This is a genomic window from Xanthomonas campestris pv. badrii, from assembly GCF_012848175.1.
GTDB lineage: Bacteria > Pseudomonadota > Gammaproteobacteria > Xanthomonadales > Xanthomonadaceae > Xanthomonas > Xanthomonas campestris_C.
This window is the reverse complement of the sequence record NZ_CP051651.1, coordinates 4,672,852-4,690,781: the sequence shown is the minus strand read 5'-3', so window position 1 is coordinate 4,690,781 and position 17,930 is coordinate 4,672,852. Positions and strand designations below refer to the sequence as shown.

Sequence of the window (17,930 nt, the reverse complement as noted above, 5' to 3'; positions counted from 1 at the left end):
CCTGGCCGCGAGCTGGCGGTATCACTGAGGCGTCGACCACCAGGAGCCACCCATGCGTGCGGTGTTCTTCGCCCCGGCCCTGCTGGCGGCGGGCGTGACGGCCTGCGGCCCGGGCACGCCGCCTGACGTTGCCGACGCCGCGCATGCCGGACCGGATGCCACCGCCGCGGCCGTGGACGCAGCGGCTGCCGAGGCCGCCCCGTTGCGCGCAGCCCTGCAGGCCCGCCACTGGCAACTGCTGCAGGCCAGCGATGCCCACGGCACCGCCCTGGCCAGCCTGTTCGTGACCGGCAGCGCGCCGCTGCAACTGGATTTTGGCGATCAACGCATCCAGGTCAGCCAGACCTGCAACGCGCTGGGTGCCAACTACAGCGTGGCAGCCGCGCAGCTGCAGATCGGCCGGGTGGTCTCCAGCAAGCGGCTGTGTGCGCAACCGCGGAAAATGGCGCAGGAGCACGCCGCCAGCGCGCTCTTGTCGGGCCGCTTCGCCGTGGCGCTGGACACCACCACCCAGGCCACGCCGCAGCTGCGCCTGACCCGCAGCGATGGCACCCACCTGCTGTTCGGCGGCGCGCCCACGGCCGACACCCTCCACGGCGGCCCCGGGCAGACGCTATTGCTCGAGGTGGCGGCCGACACCGTGCCCTGCCCTGCCGACCCGGCGCGCGCGTGCCTGCAGGTGCGCGAGCAGACCCCGCAGGGACAGCCGGCGACCGCACCGTGGACACCGCTCGACGGCAGCATCGAAGGCTTCGAGCACGAGGCCGGCATCCGCACCGTGCTGCGCGTCACCCGCTATCCCGCGGCCTCGGGCTCTGCGGGCGCGCCGACGTATGTGCTGGATCAGATGATCGAGGCGAGTGGGTAGGTTGGGAATCGGGAATCGGGAATCGGGAATCGGGAATCGGGAATCGGGAATCGGGAATCGGGAATCGCAAGAGCAGATCGCGGGGCGCGTCCGGCGGCAAGCGCTTGTGTCGTTCACTCACAGGCGCATCGGACGCGACTACGCAGCAGACCACGAGGACGCGTCCAGCGATGAGTCCGGGGCTCGCAATCGACGATCACATAGCGAAAGCGGCCGCGTAGTCGTTGCGCGGCCGCACTACCGCTCAGAGCGGCGAACAGAATCACGTAGCTGCCGGTCGTCAGGTGGGTGCACACGGCGCGGCGGAACCGGGTGTACGTGCGGTACACCTCGCACCGAGCACCGGCTGCGCCCGCCTGGCGGACGCGCAGGCGTGTTGTCAGCTGCCTTGGCGCAGCGACGGATTCAGCGTGTAGGTGCCGTGCAATGCGGCCTCGGCCAATACGTGGCCCTGCATCGCCGACAGCAGGTCGGCGGCGGTGAACGGGGTCGGCAGCGGCAGCTGCGCCACATCCAGCGCGAATACGCGGAAGAAATAGCGGTGCATGCGCAGGTCGTTGAACGGCGGGTACGGGCCGTCGTAGCCCAGATAGTCGCCGGCCATGTCGGGGTTGCCGGCAAACCATTGGGTGTAGGAGTTCAGGCCCTGGCGGGCGCCCGCCGGACCGGCCGGCTGCGGCTTGCCCTTGGGCACGAATCCGTCGCTGCAGCTGCCTGCGGCAATCGCATGCACGTTGGCGGGGATATCGGCCATCGCCCAATGCACAAAATCGGTGCGTGGCTGCTCGACCGGAATCTGCACGTCCTCGCGCCCCACCGTCTCCGGTACCGTGGGCACATCCGGGTCCAGGCACAGCAGCGCGAACGACTGCGTGCCGGCCGGCACCTCGCTCCAGGCAAGCTGCGGGTTACGGTTGGGGGCAAAGCCTTGCGGCATGCCGGCGGCAAATTCCGTTGCAATCGGCTTGCCGTTTTCGATGCTGGTACTGGTCAGACGCATGCTCAGGTCTCCGTGGATCGAGGGTGCCCAGCGTGCCTGGATCGGCGCGACAGCGGAAGCCGCCGCCGTGGAACCGTGTGTGGCGCGGCCGGCGCAGTGACGCGCAAGCGTTGCCAGAAGCGTCAGCCAGGCATGGATCGCCGGCATCGTTATCACCCACCGGCGTCCACGCGTGCCGCGCCACCGGGATGGCTGGACTTCCGTAGGAGCGGACCTGGCCGCGACGGGCTTCACCGGTATGGGCAACGCCTCGTCGCGGCCGGGTCCGCTCCTACGACAGGCGTCCGCAGCTTGGGCCAGGGGCCAGCTGACGTAATCGGCGCCCAACCCTTGTACCGACGCCACAGCAAGCAATGCAGCCCTAGTGGGATGTGCCAGCCAACCGCCCGCACTAACTCCGGGGGCAGATCCCCGGCACCCGGCGTCCACGCGTGCCGCGCCAGCGGGATGGTTGGACCTCCGTAAGAGCGGACCTGGCCGCGACGGGCTTCACCAGAATGGGTAACGCCTCGTCGTGGCCAAGCCGGGGCCGCTCCTACAGCAGCACCGCGCTTGCGGAACGGCAAGCGGCGGGCCGTGCGTCAGCCCTGCGGGTAACCGAAGCGCACTGCGATCAGGGTGAGCAGGTCGAACTGGGCGCCAAGCACACTGCGGTAATCGCGCCAGCGCCCTGCGGCCAGGCGGGCCGGGCCGCGGGGCTCCACCAGCGGGAAGCGCAGCCCGAAGGCCTGCTCCAGCGCGTCGGAAATGCCCTGCGGGTCGCTTTCGATACCGTCCAGCCGGATGATCCGGTGCGGGTACAGATCGCGTTCGTGCAGCACCGCCAGTTGCTCCAGCGCGGCCAGCAGCCAGTCGGTGGCTTGCTGCGGCGATTGCAGCGCCAGCGGTGCCGGTGCACCGGCCGAGAGCCAGTCCAGCAGCATGTCGCGCGGGTCGCGCAGCGCGATCGCCAGGCGCCCCTCGGGCAGATGCGGGCGCAGCGCGGTGAGCAGGGTGTTGTCCCACCACAGCAGCCAGTCGATGACGTTGCCGTCGTCGATGCCGCGGCGCGGCAGCTGCGCCTTCCAGCCTTCCACCAGCGCCATCGGCGCAAGCTCGCCGGAGGCCAGCTGCTCGATGGTGCGGTAGCTCTGTAGCGCGTCCGACGGCGGGGTCGTGCCATAGCGGTCGCCGCGTACCAGCGGGGTGGCGGCGTCCATCACCGCGATCAGGCGTTCGACATGCGAGCCGGGCGCGCCCCAGACGAACAACGGGCGCGCGGTGACGGTGTCGGGAATGGTCCCCAGCGCCGGCCACTGCATCGGCTGCCTGGCGGCCTGTGGCGGCAACGGCAGCCGGTGCTGGGCCTGTTCGCGGTGGAATTGCATCCAGGTGCCCACGGCAGCATCGGGCTGGCCGGCGCGGTCCTGCACATTGCCCAGCCATGGCCGCAATACGGTCTGCTGCGGCGCCGGCAGGGAGTCGATCAGCGATTGCACGCAGGCGATCGCCGCCGGCGGGTCGCGCTCGAGCAGGGCTTCGACGATGCGCTGCTCGCCGCTGATGCGGCCCGGCTCCACCGCCACGATCTGGCGCGCCACCATTTCCGCTTCCTCGGCATGGCCCTGCATGTCGTGCACGCGCATCAGCGCTTCCAGCGCCGGCAGGTGCTCGGGCATGGCCAGCAGCCAGCGCTCGATCACCGCCTGCGCCTGCGGCCCGCCGACCGGCTCCACCGCCAGGCGGGCCAGCCACAGGTCATGCGCATTGGCCGAGGTGGCCAGCGCCGCGTCCAGGCTGTCGCGCGCATCGTCCACCGCGCCCAGCCGCTCCCAGGCGGTGAGTAGCGCATGCAGGGTGCGGCGGTCGGCCGGCCAGTGCGCCAGCGCCAGGCGCAGGTGCGCAACGGCCTGGTCCGGGCGCCCGGCCTGCAATTCCATCTCGCCGGCAAGCCGGCGCATGGCCGGGATGTCGCCGCCGGGCTGGGCCAGCACGCCCTGCATCGCGGTCAGCGCATCGTCCAGGCGCCCCTGGCGCTGGGCCAGCTGTGCGATGAAGGCGCGCAACGCGGTGCCGGGCGGATTGAGCTCCACCACGCGCTCGAACGCGCGCTCGGCAAAAGCGAAGTGTTCCTTCTGCAGGTAGGCAAAGCCCAGTGCGAACATCACCCGTGCATCGTCGGGCAACTGCTCGGCGGCGCGGGTGAGCAGCGACAGCGCGCGGTCGCTCTGGCCGCGACGCATTTCCACCACACCATCGACCGCCAGCAACTGCGGGTGCTCCGGCTCCAGCCGCGCAGCGGTGCGGCTCAGCCGCTCGGCTTCGTCCAGATCGCCGCGCGCCACCGCCAGATGCGCCTGCATCACGTAGGCGTTGAACTGGTTGGGGTCCAGCGCGGTGCTGCGCGACAGCGCGACATCGGCGGCGGCCAGGTCGCGCGCGGCCAGCAGCAGGCCGGCACGCAGCAGGTGTAGATCGGCGTCTTCCGGGGTCAGCGTCAGCGCGGTGTCGATACTGGCCAGCGCCAGCGCCGGCTGACCTTGCTGCTGCAGGGCCAGCCCGAGCCAGCGGTGCGGCTGCGCATCGTCCGGCGTGCTGGTGGCCCATTCGCGGGCCAGCGCCACCGCATCGTCGGCCGCATTGCGGCGCAGGGCTTGAAGAATGGCGTCTTGCATGGCGGCGGTGTGTCCCGGACAAACCGCTATTGTAACGATGCGCGCCGCGGCGCCGACTTACCGGGCGGCGGCCAGCCGCTCGGCCACCCAGCGTTCGGCAAAGCCGTCGCCACGGGCGTTTTCCAGGAAGCCGCAATGGCCGCCCCAGCGCGCGATCTCCAGCTGCGCATGCGCCGGCAGGCGCCAGGCGGCGAAGTCTTCGAACGGAATCACCGGGTCGTCTTCGGCCATCAGGATGTCCGAGGGCACCTGCAGCCCGGCCAGGCGCTCGCCGGCGATCGAGTAACTGTCGAAATAGGCCTCCAGCGAGCCATGCCCGGTGTGTTGCACCGCCAGCCAGGCCATCAGCTCGCGCATGTCCAGCGCCAGGGTGGCGTCGTCGTAGCCGTGCTGGTCCGGGAACAGCTGGCGCTTGCGCAACAGCGATTCGCGCCATTTACGACGGAAATACCAGTCGTAGAATTGCGGGCCTTTTTCCAGCTGGGTCATCGTCGCCGCCGGATCCAGCAACGGGCACACGGCCGCCACCCGTGCCAGCGGCAGACCGGCAGCCGGCGCACGCAAGGCCAGCCGCAGCGCGAAATTGCCACCCAGCGAATACCCGGCCGCCAGCAGCTGCGACGAGGGAAAGCGCTGCCACAGATCGCAGGCAGCATTGACCACTTCGTCGATGCGGTCGGAGTGGAACAGGTCCACGTTGAGATGGTGGGTGCCGCCGTGGTCGCGGAAATTCAGCCGGAACACCTGGTAGCCCAGGCCGAGCAGACGCGCGGCGGTCAAGCGCATGTAGTTGGAGTCGGCGCTGCCTTCCCAGCCGTGCAACAGCAACACGGTGCCGCGTACCGGCGCATCGCCGGGCGGCACGCTCATCCAGCCCTGCAGGCGCACGCCGTCGCCGCCGTCGAGAATATGTTCGCTGGTGACCGCGCCACTGGCGGCCAGCAGCTGCCGGCTGCGCAGCCGGCGCAAGGCGCTGCTGCCGAGCACCGATTGCACGTGCGGATTACGCAGCCAGCGCGGCGGCTGGTAGTCGGAGGCGTTCATGCGCGCGCCGGGCCGGACAGTGGCGTGGTGGCCATGGGAGCGATGCGCGCGTGCATTGCCGGCTCAGGACTCCATCGCGGCGATGATGCGTTGCCGCGAGGTCTCGGCCAGGCGGCGACGGCCCTCGATGTCGAACGCCCCGATCGGCTCCAGGAAATGCACTTCCGCCAACCGCGACGGCTCGCCCAGCAGGCGCACGATATTGGCGAAGAAACTCTCGCGCTCGCCGAAGGCCACCACCGCCTGCGCATTGCCGCGCACGCCATAGCGCAGCGCCACCGGCTGTACCGGCACGCCGGCTTCCACCGCGGCCTGGAAGATGCGCGCATGGAACGGGCCCACTTCGGTGCCGCCGCGGGTGCGCCCTTCCGGAAACACGCCCACCGGCTTGCCGCTGCGCAGGCGCTGCAGCATTTCCTGCAGCACGCCGCCCAGCGATTCGGTGCTGCCGCGCTGGTGGAAGATGGTCTGGCCCTTGGTCGCCAGCCAGCCCACCAGCGGCCAGCCGGCGATCTCGCGTTTGGCCACGAAGCCCATCACGCGCTGGCTGTGCAGCATGGAGATATCCACCCAGCTGACGTGATTGGCCACGAACAGCGTCGGCCCCGACAGCGGCGTGCCCATCCGGCGCAGGCGGAAGCCGAAGATGCGCATCAGGTTGCCCTGCCACCAGCGGATCATCAGCTCGTCCAGGGTGTCCTGGCGCCCGGTACGGATGCGCGCCAGCGGCGGCGTCACCACGCACAGCATGGTGATCGGCAGGCAGAGGCACAGATGCAGCAGCAGCAACGGCACCCGATACAGGTACCGGAACCAACGCAACGCGCCGCGAGCGTCGCGCGTGGCGTCCAGGGATGACTCGCTCATTCGACCAACGGGACCGGTAACAGGGGAAGAAGGCACAGCTATTGTGACAGCAGCCTGGCGGCGGCGCAGTGCCGGCAACGGGTGGCGCTGTTCCACCCATGCCGTTGCCGGGCCTGCTCAGCCACGGGTGCGTGCCACCACCGCCAGGGTCAGCCGCGAGACGCAGACGCGCTTGCCGGCCGGATTTTCGATGACGATATCCCAAACCTGGGTGCTGCGCCCCACGTGCACCGCGCGCGCGGTGCCGATGACCACGCCATCGGTGGCCGCGCGCAGGTGGTTGGCATTGATCTCCAGCCCCACGCACATCTGGCTGGTCATATCCACGCACAGATTGCCGGCGCTACTGCCCAGGGTTTCGGCCAGCACCACCGACGCGCCGCCATGCAGCAGGCCATACGGCTGCCTGGTGCGGGTGTCGACCGGCATGGTGGCGCGCAGCCAATCGTCGCCGGCCTCGGTGAACACGATGCCCAGATGCTCGATCAGGGTATTGCGGCTGGAAGTGTTGAGGGCGGTCAGGTCGACGGGGGCGCGGAAGGTCATGGATTGGGGATTGGGGATTGGGGATTGGGGATTGGGGATTGGGGATTGGGGATTGGGGATTGGGGATTGGGGATTGGGGATCGGGGATCGGGGATCGGGAATCGGGAATCGGGAATCGGGAATCGGGAATCGGGAATCGGGAATCGGGAATCGCAACAGCATCTGCGGCATCCGGGCCTGATGCAACGACAGCGGCGGGTTGGTTCACGCGGTGACGGTAACAGGCCGGGAAGGTCGTTGCTTGTCGGACGCTGGCGGAATCGGCCCGACACACGAGGGTCTCAGGGCCACCGCCCGGCGGCGGCGCTGCATGCGGCGCCGGCATCACATTGCGGTACCGTGCCGCGCAGGCTCAGAGAATCGGCACCAGACCGGCGCCGAAGGCGGTGAGCATGCGCACCAGCAGCCACTTCGGCCCCACGTTGACCTCGGGGAAATCGCCGACCGCCACATAGCACTGGCGAAATTGCGGGTCCTGCCGCTTGAGCGGGAACGGGCAGCCCGGGCCGGGTTGGAATTCGTAGTTGGTGGCATAGCGCCAGGGCCAGAAATCCAGCACCGGCAGGGCCTCGGAGACCTTGCCCACGCTGTAGTTCAGGCCGCTGAGCACCGGCGGTTTTTCGCGCGGGGCCACGGTCCAGGCGTTTTCCGGGCTGATATCGCGCTCGATGCTGGCGGCCAGCGCCTGCGCAAAGCGCGCATCGTCGATCACCACCGCCGCTTCGGTGTTGTAGTTCTCGCTGCGCGGGTCGAAGTTGTGCGTGCCGATCACCCCGATGCGGCGGTCCACCACCAGCGACTTGGCATGCAGGCCCATGCGTGCGCCGGCACGGGTCACCGGCAGCGGCTTGTTGACCGCGCGCGTGCCCAGGAACGAGGGCCGGGTTTCGGTACGCAGCACGCGACGATCGACCTCGCTGCCACCGCGCGCACGGCCGCCACCGCTGCTGCCGCGCAGCGTGCTCGCCGGTGCCCGCGCTGCGTCGCCTTCGCCACTGCCACTGCCACTGCTGCCACGCATCGCATTGCCGGCGGCGCTGCCACCGATCAGGCGATTGCCGCGGCTGTCTTCGTTGGTCTCGGAAGCAGGGTTGAGCGGGTCCGGCACCAGGTTGGCGTAGTCCACCGGCGCATCCAGCGGAAATGGCTTGAACTCGTAGACGTTGAAGCCCAGCTCGCGCATGTTGCGGCGTTTGAACTTGTACGACAGCGCATACACGATGGGGTTGTCGGTGGCGGCCAGGCTATTGGTGGACACCACGATGCGCGGCGGCTGCGGACGTTTGCGCAAGCTGCGGAAGATCGCCTGGGCCTGGTCGGACAACACCAGATACGGTGTCTGCAACAGCACTTCCTGCTGCGCACCGGCGATCAGGCCATCGAGCTCCGGCGCGGTGGAGACGGCCCTGGAGGCGTGCTCCCGGCGATGCTTCTGCGGCAGGTCGGCCACGTACAGCACACGCTGCACCGGCATGGCCGGAGTGACGAAGGCATCGCGCACGAATTGCGGATCGCGCGCCTCCTGGTCCACCCGCGCCACCCGGTCCGGGCGCCGGAACTGCACCGGCGGCATCTGCGGCGCGCCCTGCTCCAGCAGCAGCCGGCCCACATCGTTCAGGCGTTCGGCCGGCACGCTGCGCCGCGCGCGCCAGAACGCATCGAAGTTGGCGGCCATGGCGCGCACCTCCGGCCCGGCCAGGATGACGTCGCGGTCGCGGAAGTTGTACTCGCTGTCCCAGTCGTAATAGTCGTCCTGGTAATTGCGCCCGCCCACCACGCCCAGCACGTCGTCCACCACCAGCAGCTTGTTGTGCATGCGCTGGTTGAAGCGCCGGAAACAGCACAGCACGCTGCCGGCGTAGTCGAAGTAATTGAGTTTGACCTTGCCGAAGGTGGGGTTGTAGATGCGCAGCTGCAGGTTTTCATGGCTGCTGGCGAGCGCGCCGAGGATCTGCAGGTCGGCGATCGCCGAGAGCTGGTCGATCAGGATGCGCACCTTGACCCCGCGCCTGGCAGCGTCGGTCAAGGCATCCAGCACCATGCGGGCGCTGTCGTCCTTGTCGAAGATGTAGGTCTGCAGGTCGATGCTGCGGGTGGCACTGCGGATCAGGTTGAGCCGCGCCACCAGCGATTCTTCGCCATGGTCGACGATGGTGGCGTAGTGCCGCGGCACCGCCGGCGTGGAGGCAGTGATGGCCTGCCCGCCCAGCGCGCGCAACGGCGAAGGCTGGGCGCAGTGATTGGCCTGGGTGCACTCCACCACGGTGCTGCGTGCGGCGGCGGCGACACCGGCCGCGCGGTTGCGCTCGGTTTGCGACAGGCCGGCGCATCCCGTGCCGAGCAACAGCGTTGCCAGCACCAGCGCCCTGGACAGGGACTTCACGGGCGCCGCGCCTCCTGCAGCCGCCCACGCAGAATGAACGTCACCCTGTCGCCCAGGGCCATCTGCCACGCATTCATTCCGTAACGTCCACGCAGGACCGTCCCTCGGCTGATCACGTCGCAATCATAGCCCGGGCGTGCGCATTCAGCTGGCGCCACATGCAGGGTCTCGATGTGGGTGATTCCGCGAATGGTCAGGTTGCCGGTGATTTCGCCGCCCTGTTTGACCACCTCTTCGGTGTAAGGCAGCGACTCGAATTCCACCACCGGGTAGCGCGCCACGTCGAAGAAGTCCTGGCCGCGCATCCAGCTGGTGTAGCGGTCCTTGCCGGGAATCTCCACCTGGGTGGCGTCCAGGCGGAAGCGCACCTGCAGGCGCTTGTCCGGCAGCTCGACCAGCTCACCGCGAAAGCGTGGGAAGAACCCCTCGATCTTCATGCCGAAGCGGGTTCTGATCTCGAATCCGAAGCGCGATTGCGCCGGGTCGATGGAATACACCTTCTGCTGCGCCAGGCAGGGGAGCGTGACCCAGAGCGCGAGCCAGGCCAACCAGCGCAGCGACGATGACACGGATCAAGGCCACCAGAAGGCGGTCAGGCGGGCGATGCCCGGCTCGATGGTGGCCTCCAGCGGCAGCGCCAGCAGTGCGATGGAGGCCGTCGGCATACCGCGGTAATCGCCGGTCTGGCCGCTGTGCATCAACGCCGCCAGCCGCTCCAGGCCGGGGTTGTGGCCGACCAGCAACAGACGCTCGGCCTCGCGGTGCTCGTCCACCAGGCTGGCCAGCGTGCCGGGGGTGGCTTCGTAGATGCGTTCGTCCAGGCGTTGTTCGATATAGCCGGTGAGTTCGAGCACCGCCTCCAGGGTTTCGCGCGCGCGCCGGGCCGGCGAGCACAGCACCCGGTCCGGCACCAGCCGCTGTTCGCGCAGCCAGCGCCCGGCCGCCTCGGCCTCGGCGATGCCGTGCGGCGACAGCGGACGATCGAAATCGGCCTGGCCGGTATCGGCCGGCTCGGCATGGGCGTGTCGCAACAAGATCAATTCGCGCATGGGAACTTTCCGGTTCTAGGACTTCTTGAGCCACTTCAACAGCGGCTCCCAGTCCTGTTGATGGTCGCGCACCTGCGCCGAGCGGTAGTCGAACAAGCTGCGCCCCAACCCGGCCATGACCACGTAGGCCTGGGTGTCGCGCAATTGGGCCACCAGCGGATACGGCCAGCTGCCGATCATGTCGGCGGCCTGTTGCGAGGTCTGGGTCCATGGGCGGGCGCGGTTGAGCACCAGGCCCACCGGCAACTTGCGCTGGTGCACGCGCGGCACCTTGGCCAGCGTGTTGAGAAAGCCCACCACCGCTTCGATATCCAGCGCCGAGGACAGCACCGGCACCACGATGGCATCGACATGGTCCAGGAAACCGCCCAGGTCGTCCGCCATGGCACCGGCCGGCGCATCGATGATCAGCGTATCGGTGCCCTCGGGCAGCGCGGCCTGCCAGTTGCGGCGTTTGCTGGCATCGATCGGCAATACCGCGCTGTCCAGACTGGCCCGGCGCTGCGCCCAACGCGTGGACGAGCCCTGTGGATCGGCATCGGCCAGTACGGTGCGCTGGCCCTGCAACGCCGCATGTGCGGCCAGATTGGTGGCGATCGTGGTCTTGCCGACGCCGCCTTTGGAGGCGGCCACCAGGACTGTCTTCATGCACGCCTCGCTTCCGGGAGCTGGCCGGCAGCGTACACCGCGACAAGGTGAGGAAGTAGTCGAAACGCGTTAAACGCCACGATCGAGCGTGCGCGCGCGAAGCCGCAGCACATGCGCCGGGCAGACCGATGCCGCTGTGGCGAGCGTCGCGCACACAGGCCCTGCGTTGGACCAACCGCCGTGCGTGGTGTGGCCGCGCATGGCCGGCGCGGTGCAGTCATTGCAATGCAGCATCCGACGAGGCGTGGCGACAGCGCGACGTCCGCGCGTCAGGCGGGCAGCCGCAGCACTGCGCGCGGTCCGTGGCCGTGAGCGCACGCTCCGCTCACGCCACCAGCCGCGCCAGCAGCCAGGACCAGGCAGGCAAGGTCAGCAGCGACAGCAGGATGCTGTAGCCGACCATCGCGGCGGCCAGACGCGGCGCCAGCCGGTGCGAGATGGCCAGCGCGGCGGCGGTGATCATGGTGGGCATGGCCGATTCGAGCACATTGGTCTGCAGCATCAGCCCGTGCAGGCCCAGCGCCCAGGACAGCGGCAGCGCCAGGATCGGCATCACCGCCAGCTTGAAGACCAGGCCCAGCGCCAGCGGCTTGAGCTCGTCGGCCGGCAGGCGCAGTTGCAGCGAAAAGCCCACCGCCAGCATCACCAGCGGCAGCATGGCGTCGGCCAGGCTCTTCAGGCCCGAGCCGATCCAGGCCGGCGGCTGCTCGGGCATCAGGGTCAGCGCGAACAGCAGTGCCCACAGCGGCGGGAATTTCAGCACCCGGGCAAGAATGGTCCTGGCAGTGGGCGGGGCGTCGCCGCTGTACCGGGCCAGCACGTACAGGCCAACGGTGGACAGCAGCACGAAGGTACCGAACTGGTCGTAGACCACCGCATAGGGCAATGCCCGGTCGCCGAGCATGGCGCGCACCATCGGAAACCCGATGAAGCTGGAGTTGGTGAACACCACGCACATCAGCAAGGCGGCGTACTCGGCGCGGCCGATGCGCAGCAGGCGGCTGCAGCCCCACAGCAGCGGCACGATCAGTGCGGTCAACAGCCAGGGCGTGGCGATCACCCCGCCCAGCGAGGCATCCAGATGCAGCCGCGGCACATAGGTCAGTACCGACGCCGGCAGGCAGATGTACAACACGATGCGGTTGAGCACATCGGCGCTGTTGTCCGGCAACACCTTGAGCCGCGCGAACACCAGGCCAAGCCCCAGCATCGCCAGGATCAACGCAAATGCATCCACCGCCATGGGGTCATCGTGTCCGTTGGAACGCCAGGCATAGGATCGCACGGCGTGCGCGGCCTACCGAACCGGCGCGGGGTGTGGGCGGCTCATCTGCGCGCGGCCCAGGACGAGAACGCCTCGCACGATCGCCCTGCATGGTCCGGGTACCGGGGGTGCCGACCATGTCGCCAGCTCGATGGGTCCGCACCCCTGTCGGGACATCCCACCCGGCGCGGTCGAAGCCCGCCAGGCGCATCGTGCAATGCGCGGGCCCCGATCCGGATCACCACTGCTGCGCCGCAAGATGCAGCGATGAGGCGTGGGTGATACCGTCAATGACCATCGGTGTCATATCGCAAAACCGTCGACCTGGCAGGTTCCCCGGAGAATTCAAGGGATTTGCTGGACAGTGCGCACTTTATATATTGACACCGGTATCAACCTTTCATTCCATCGCGTGACTGTCTCCATGCTCTCGATTGTCCTTCGCTGCGGGTTGCTGTTTGGCCTGGCCTGGCCGGCCACCGATGCCATGACGACACCTGCGCCTGCAGCGCGCCGGAGCGAACCGGTGCCCGACGCGCGCGCGCACAAGCCGCGCATCTTCGTATTGACCGATATCGGTAACGATCCCGACGACAGGATGTCGCTGGTCCGGTTGATGACCTACTCCAATCAGATCGACATCGAAGGGATGGTCGCGACAGGCAACAGCCGCGGCGTCTATCCGGAATATCTCCACCAGATCGTGCAGGCCTACGGCAAGGTCCGCGACAACCTGGAGCTGCACGAGCCCGGATACCCCAGCCAGGCGCATCTCGAGCAGCGCATCTGGTCCGGCCCGGCCCGCGATGCGATCGAACAATTGGGCAAGGCGCACGCCTCCGCGGGCTCGCAGGCGCTGATCCGCGAGGTCGACCGGCTCGATCCACGACCTCTGTGGGTCTCGGTCTGGGGGGGGCCTGGGGTGCTGGCGCAGGCGTTGTGGACGGTGCGACAGACACGCTCCAAGCGCGAGCTCGCTGCCTTCGTCGCCAAGCTGCGTGTCTACGCCATTTCCGACCAGGACGACACCGGCCCCTGGATCCGCAACCAGTTCCCGGAGCTGCATTACATCGTCAGCCCCGGGGTGAGCTTCCATGATTCCACCTGGATCGGTATCAGCGGCGATACCTTCCACGGGCGCTTCAGCGGGCCGGACCCCGCGTGGGTGTCCAACGAATGGCTGCGCCGCCACATCCGCTCCAAGGGCCCGCTGGGGGCGGCGTATCCGGCCTGGGAGTTCCAGATGGAGGGCGATACTCCCGCCTTCCTCAACCTGGTCGACAACGGCCTGAGCGATCCGGACCATCCGGAATGGGGAGGTTGGGGCGGACGTTACGAGCTGTACCAGCCACGCACCGAGAAGTGGTTCTATGCGCCGGAAACCCGGCCGATCTGGACCAATGTCCAGGATGAGGTACTGGGCCATGACGGCGCATGGCACACCAGCAACCACGCAACGGTGTGGCGCTGGCGCGAGGCCATGCAGAACGATTTCGCCGCACGCATGGACTGGACCATCAAGCCTTATGCCCAGGCCAATCATCCGCCGGTGCCGAAGCTGGACCATCCGGCCCACATCACCGCCAGGGCCGGCGAGCGGGTGGACCTGGGCGCCACCGCGTCCAGCGATCCGGACGGGGACGCGCTGTCCTACGCGTGGTTCGTCTACCAGGAAGCCGGCACCCGCGGGATGATGAGCTCCGACAGCGGCGAGCGTCACCAGATCCACGACGCAGACCAGGCCAGGGCCTGGCTGACGGTGAAAGGCAACCGCCTGATGCCGGCCCGCTACGGCAGCATGCACGTGATCCTGGCCGTCACCGACCACGGCACGCCGCGGCTGACCCGCTACCGGCGCGTGATCATCGACGTCGTGCCGTGAGCCGCAGGAGCGCGTTGCCGCTTGGAGCCATCGGGCAGACACCATCAGGCATGAGGACCCCACAATGACCGAGCATTCGCACAGGCGTCGCCAGGTGTGCATTGGCGCGCTGGCTCTGGCGCTGGGACCGCTGTACGCAAGCGCTGCACGGCGGCTGCCGTCCGGCACCGCATCGCAGGCCGGCCTGCACCGCGTCGTGGTCTCCACCGACATCGGGGGCACCGATCCGGACGATTTCCAGTCGATGGTGCACTTGCTCCTGGCCTCCGATGCGCTGGATCTGGAAGGCCTGATCTCCTCACCGTTCGGCGACGGACGCAAACAGGACATCCTTGGCGTCATCGATGAATATGCCAAGGACTTTCCGAACTTGCGCACCCATTCCCGGCGCTATCCAACGCCCGAGCGATTGCGGGCGATCACCAAGCAGGGAGCCTACGATGGGCTGGGCTACCAGGCGGTGGGCGAATCGACCGAAGGCTCGCGCTGGCTGGTCGAGCGGGCCCGTGCGCCTGACGCGCGGCCGTTGCATGTCCTGGTCTGGGGCGGCATCGACGATCTGGCACAGGCGCTGCACGACGCGCCGGACATCCTGCCCAAACTCCGCGTCTACTTTATCGGTGGCCCCAACAAGAAGTGGTCGGTCGATGCCTACCAGTACATCGTCCAACACCATCCCGACCTGTGGATCATCGAGGCCAATGCCACGTACCGCGGATGGTTCGTTGGAGGGGAGCAAGCCGGTGAATGGGGCAACACAGGCTTCGTGCAGCAGCATGTGGCCGGGCATGGCGCGCTCGGCCAGTACTTTGCGACCCATCTGCAGGGCACCATCAAGATGGGGGATTCGCCGTCGGTCGGCTGGCTCCTTCACGGCGAGCCATCGGATCCGGCCGGTCCGGGCTGGGGCGGCGCCTTCGTCCGGGCCTGGGACCGCCCGTATGTGCGGCACAGGCGCCTGACCACACCGGAGGACCGTATCGAGTTATTCGGGGTGATGGAGTGGGTCCTGCCGGTGAGTACGCGTCAGCCGCGGCCGCAGGCCATCATGACGATCGACAACCAGCAGATCCCGGGCTACTGGGACGGGCAGGCCATGCGCTTCCGATGCTCGCCGCGCGAGGCGAAGGTCTACCAGTGCGATCTACGCAGCGATCTGTCCGAACTCGACGGCCGGACCGCACGCTTCACTTCGGTGGCACCGCTGGCGGACGTCGCCGCGACGCCATCGGCCCGGTGGCCGAACTGGTGGACCGATGATCCGGCACCGCACCTGGCCGAGGGCCAGCATCATGGCGCGCGCACGGTCAGCATCTGGCGCCGCCAGATCCTCGAGGATTTCGCCAGGCGCTTGCAGCGTTGCGCGGCACCGGCAAGCGCCGCCGGCCGCGCATGAACGGCGGCCGTTCCCCTCTCGATCAAGTTTACGGAGGTCTGATGATCCACCTGTTGCGGCGGCCGGTTCGCCTGCTCATCGCGCCGGCGCTCGCTGCCGCGCTTGTCGTCTCGGTTCCGGTGCTGGCTGCCGCGCCCGCGACCGGCTTGGCCGTCATGCCCGCGCACGCGGTCAAGGGTTGGGCCGCAGAGACCGTTGGAGGACGGGGTGGACGGCTCATCCGTGTCACCACTCTCGCAGCCGACGGCCCTGGCTCCTTCGCCGAAGCCGTGTCGGCGACCGGGCCGAGAATCGTGGTGTTCGAAGTGGGCGGGGTGATCGACCTGCAGGGCGAATCGCTGCGGATCGGCAACCCGAACCTCACCATCGCCGGGCAGACCGCGCCGGCGCCCGGCATCACCTTCGTGCGTGGCGCGATCACGATCGCGACCCACGACGCGATCGTGCAGCACATTGCGGTGCGCCCAGGCGGAAACGACAAGCCGCCACGCAGCGGCGGCGTGGATGGGCTCACCGTGCGCGGCCACGACGTCATCATCGATCACTGCTCGCTCACCTGGGCCACCGACGAGAATCTGTCCGCATCGGGCCGCCGCTTCACCGGTGACCGGCCGGAGCAATGGCGGCAGGGCACCTCCAACCGCGTCACCTTCAGCTACAACATCCTCGCCGAAGGACTGCGCAATTCCGTGCACGAAAAGGGCGAGCATTCCAAGGGCGTGCTGATCCACGACAACGCCGATGGCATCCTGCTCTACGGCAACCTGTTGGATTCAAACCAGGAACGCAACCCGCTGATCAAGGGCGGGGCGCGCGTGGCCATGGTCAACAACCTGATCCACAACCCTGGCAGCCGCGCGATCCATTACAACCTGATCGCCCACGAGTGGAGCGGCCGTGCCTACCAACGTGGCACTGTCAGCGTGATCGGCAACGTCTACCGCGCCGGTTTCGACACCGCGCCGGGCCTGCCGCTGTTCACCCTGGGCGGGGTCGGCGATGTCCAACTGCATCTACGCGACAACATCGCCCAGGATCAGCACGGCACTGCATTGCCGTTGATTGGCCGCTACACCGCGTCGGCAAGGCTGATCACCATGCGGCAGCCCTATCTACCGCCGGACGTCACACCGCTTCCGGCCACCCAGGTGGAGGGGCTGGTCTATGCCACGGTGGGCGCACGGCCGTGGGACCGCGATCCGATCGACTACAAGATCCTGTCCGATGTCGCCGAGAACCGGGGTCTGATCGTGGATTCGGAAGCCGATTCCAGCGGCTACCCGATTCGCGCGGAAACCAGACGGGTGTTCGATGAGGCGGACTGGAACATGGACGACATGTCGCCGCGCGGCGGTTGGGGTGCGCTGACCAAGCAGTGACCGGTCCCTGACTGCCCGCCACACGCAGCGGCGGGCACCAGGCAGGACGTCGCAGCCAACGCACACAGCCGGTGACCACACTGCATCGACCGCATGCAGGCGCATGCGGCCGGACGTCGCGCGGATGTGCCTTGGCTTACGGAAACGCTGGCGGGTTGGCCTGCCAGGCCGCCTGGACTTCGGCCAGGCTGGCACGCTCGGCCTCGCGCCAGTCCGGCAGCAGGCTGGCGTAGTTGGCGGTGCTGCTCCAGCGCTCCGGCCAGGTGCGCACGGCGGCGGCATACCACTCGGTCGCCTCCTGCTTGCGTCCGGCCCGCCACAGCGCCAGGGCGGCCGCGGTCGGCAGCCATTCCGGCGTGGCCGGGCGGCCGTTGGCCAGGTTGGCCCACTGCTGCAACGCCTGGTCCGGCTTGTCGGCACGCAACAGGTCCCAGCCATAGTTCCAGGTGATGGCGCGAAATTGCTGGCTGCCGTTGGAGACCAGGGCCAGCGCGCCCTGGTACAACTCGTCGCCCAGCTGCGTGCGTCCGCCGGCGTAGGCCAGCGCGGCCAACTGCGCGCGGGGCTCGGCGGCGCGTGCGTCACGCTGCACCATCGCGGCCAGCCGGTCGACGACGGCATCGCCCTGCCCTTGCACGGCCACCACCGGTTTGGTCGTGGCACGGTCTTCGTCGAAATAGAACTCCTTGGGCTTGGGCAGGTGTTGCGCCTGCGCCAACGACCACACGCCTCCAAGCAGGGCCAGTGCGGCCCATGCGTATTTCCTTTTCACTATGGTTTCCCCTGACAGCAAACGACCCGTCCCGTTCCCATCCTACCCGCAGCACGGCGGCTGCGCATCCGGATGCGAACGGGCGCGTGAAGGCTGACTGTTACACTTCGCGCTGCCGTTTTGGAATCCAGCGCGCGGGTCAGATGGTTTCAAATGACACGCACCGGGTCCCAGCCAC

At 68.4% G+C, this 17,930-nt stretch carries 15 protein-coding genes and 1 other RNA gene; 4 read left to right on the top strand and 12 right to left on the bottom strand.

The annotated features are described in order from the left end of the window. Positions 1 to 52 precede the first annotated feature (52 nt). Entirely contained in the window at positions 53 to 868 is an 816-nt protein-coding gene (locus HG421_RS19840) for an META domain-containing protein (RefSeq protein WP_169707846.1), read from the top strand. 251 nt (positions 869 to 1,119) lie between these two features. On the opposite strand, the gene HG421_RS19835 is transcribed toward HG421_RS19840, so the two are convergent. The 11 genes from HG421_RS19835 to HG421_RS19785 all read right to left on the bottom strand — a co-directional run bounded on the left by HG421_RS19835 (position 1,120) and on the right by HG421_RS19785 (position 12,302). After that, a non-coding RNA gene (locus HG421_RS19835) (sX9 sRNA) lies at positions 1,120 to 1,197 on the bottom strand. 50 nt (positions 1,198 to 1,247) lie between these two features. After that, positions 1,248 to 1,868 (bottom strand): YbhB/YbcL family Raf kinase inhibitor-like protein, encoded by a 621-nt coding sequence (locus HG421_RS19830; RefSeq protein ID WP_169707845.1) that lies wholly within the window; start codon positions 1,866 to 1,868, stop codon positions 1,248 to 1,250. 581 nt (positions 1,869 to 2,449) lie between these two features. Continuing rightward, complete coding sequence (locus tag HG421_RS19825; protein WP_169707844.1) at positions 2,450 to 4,522, bottom strand: tetratricopeptide repeat protein; 2,073 nt, start codon at positions 4,520 to 4,522, stop codon at positions 2,450 to 2,452. A 57-nt stretch (positions 4,523 to 4,579) separates the two neighbouring features. Further along, positions 4,580 to 5,566 carry a YheT family hydrolase gene (locus HG421_RS19820; RefSeq protein ID WP_169707843.1) on the bottom strand — a complete coding sequence of 329 codons (987 nt, stop codon included), beginning with the start codon at positions 5,564 to 5,566 and terminating at the stop codon, positions 4,580 to 4,582. Between the two features lie 63 nt (positions 5,567 to 5,629). Then, the gene (locus HG421_RS19815) at positions 5,630 to 6,529 is read right to left on the bottom strand and encodes a lysophospholipid acyltransferase family protein (protein ID WP_211161755.1); all 900 of its coding nucleotides are present in this window, start codon (positions 6,527 to 6,529) and stop codon (positions 5,630 to 5,632) included. 21 nt (positions 6,530 to 6,550) lie between these two features. Then, entirely contained in the window at positions 6,551 to 6,979 is a 429-nt protein-coding gene (locus HG421_RS19810) for a hotdog fold thioesterase (protein WP_169707841.1), read from the bottom strand. 352 nt (positions 6,980 to 7,331) lie between these two features. Then, complete coding sequence (locus HG421_RS19805; protein ID WP_169707840.1) at positions 7,332 to 9,362, bottom strand: phospholipase D family protein; 2,031 nt, start codon at positions 9,360 to 9,362, stop codon at positions 7,332 to 7,334. Next, positions 9,359 to 9,931, bottom strand: coding sequence for a YceI family protein (locus HG421_RS19800; protein WP_169707839.1), 573 nt, complete (start codon positions 9,929 to 9,931; stop codon positions 9,359 to 9,361). Before HG421_RS19800 ends, HG421_RS19805 begins: the two co-directional genes overlap by 4 nt. Before the next feature lie 3 nt (positions 9,932 to 9,934). Then, entirely contained in the window at positions 9,935 to 10,411 is a 477-nt protein-coding gene (locus HG421_RS19795) for a SixA phosphatase family protein (RefSeq protein ID WP_042820960.1), read from the bottom strand. Positions 10,412 to 10,426: 15 nt separating this feature from the next. Then, on the bottom strand, positions 10,427 to 11,059 hold the full coding sequence (locus tag HG421_RS19790) for a ParA family protein (RefSeq protein ID WP_169707838.1): 633 nt from the start codon (positions 11,057 to 11,059) through the stop codon (positions 10,427 to 10,429). A gap of 325 nt (positions 11,060 to 11,384) precedes the next feature. Next, entirely contained in the window at positions 11,385 to 12,302 is a 918-nt protein-coding gene (locus tag HG421_RS19785; RefSeq protein ID WP_169707837.1) for an AEC family transporter, read from the bottom strand. Positions 12,303 to 12,597: 295 nt separating this feature from the next. Here HG421_RS19785 and HG421_RS19780 point away from each other — a divergent pair, with 295 nt between their 5' ends. From HG421_RS19780 to HG421_RS19770, 3 genes are all read left to right on the top strand, one after another. Continuing rightward, complete coding sequence (locus HG421_RS19780; RefSeq protein WP_211161754.1) at positions 12,598 to 14,205, top strand: nucleoside hydrolase-like domain-containing protein; 1,608 nt, start codon at positions 12,598 to 12,600, stop codon at positions 14,203 to 14,205. A 64-nt stretch (positions 14,206 to 14,269) separates the two neighbouring features. Beyond that, entirely contained in the window at positions 14,270 to 15,601 is a 1,332-nt protein-coding gene (locus HG421_RS19775; RefSeq protein WP_169707836.1) for a DUF1593 domain-containing protein, read from the top strand. A 41-nt stretch (positions 15,602 to 15,642) separates the two neighbouring features. Further along, positions 15,643 to 16,980, top strand: coding sequence for a pectate lyase family protein (locus tag HG421_RS19770; protein WP_169707835.1), 1,338 nt, complete (start codon positions 15,643 to 15,645; stop codon positions 16,978 to 16,980). A gap of 136 nt (positions 16,981 to 17,116) precedes the next feature. Here the strand turns inward: HG421_RS19770 and HG421_RS19765 are convergent, their stop codons facing one another. Then, entirely contained in the window at positions 17,117 to 17,752 is a 636-nt protein-coding gene (locus tag HG421_RS19765) for a tetratricopeptide repeat protein (protein ID WP_169707834.1), read from the bottom strand. Positions 17,753 to 17,930: the final 178 nt, after the last annotated feature.

Excerpts from the sequence above, each read along its gene's own strand:
- HG421_RS19840 (WP_169707846.1), top strand. The coding sequence starts at position 53 with ATGCGTGCGGTGTTCTTCGCCCCGGCCCTGCTGGCGGCGGGCGTGACG.
- HG421_RS19830 (WP_169707845.1), bottom strand. The coding sequence starts at position 1,868 with ATGCGTCTGACCAGTACCAGCATCGAAAACGGCAAGCCGATTGCAACG.
- HG421_RS19825 (WP_169707844.1), bottom strand. The coding sequence starts at position 4,522 with ATGCAAGACGCCATTCTTCAAGCCCTGCGCCGCAATGCGGCCGACGAT.
- HG421_RS19820 (WP_169707843.1), bottom strand. The coding sequence starts at position 5,566 with ATGAACGCCTCCGACTACCAGCCGCCGCGCTGGCTGCGTAATCCGCAC.
- HG421_RS19810 (WP_169707841.1), bottom strand. The coding sequence starts at position 6,979 with ATGACCTTCCGCGCCCCCGTCGACCTGACCGCCCTCAACACTTCCAGC.
- HG421_RS19795 (WP_042820960.1), bottom strand. The coding sequence starts at position 10,411 with ATGCGCGAATTGATCTTGTTGCGACACGCCCATGCCGAGCCGGCCGAT.
- HG421_RS19790 (WP_169707838.1), bottom strand. The coding sequence starts at position 11,059 with ATGAAGACAGTCCTGGTGGCCGCCTCCAAAGGCGGCGTCGGCAAGACC.
- HG421_RS19785 (WP_169707837.1), bottom strand. The coding sequence starts at position 12,302 with ATGGCGGTGGATGCATTTGCGTTGATCCTGGCGATGCTGGGGCTTGGC.
- HG421_RS19775 (WP_169707836.1), top strand. The coding sequence starts at position 14,270 with ATGACCGAGCATTCGCACAGGCGTCGCCAGGTGTGCATTGGCGCGCTG.
- HG421_RS19770 (WP_169707835.1), top strand. The coding sequence starts at position 15,643 with ATGATCCACCTGTTGCGGCGGCCGGTTCGCCTGCTCATCGCGCCGGCG.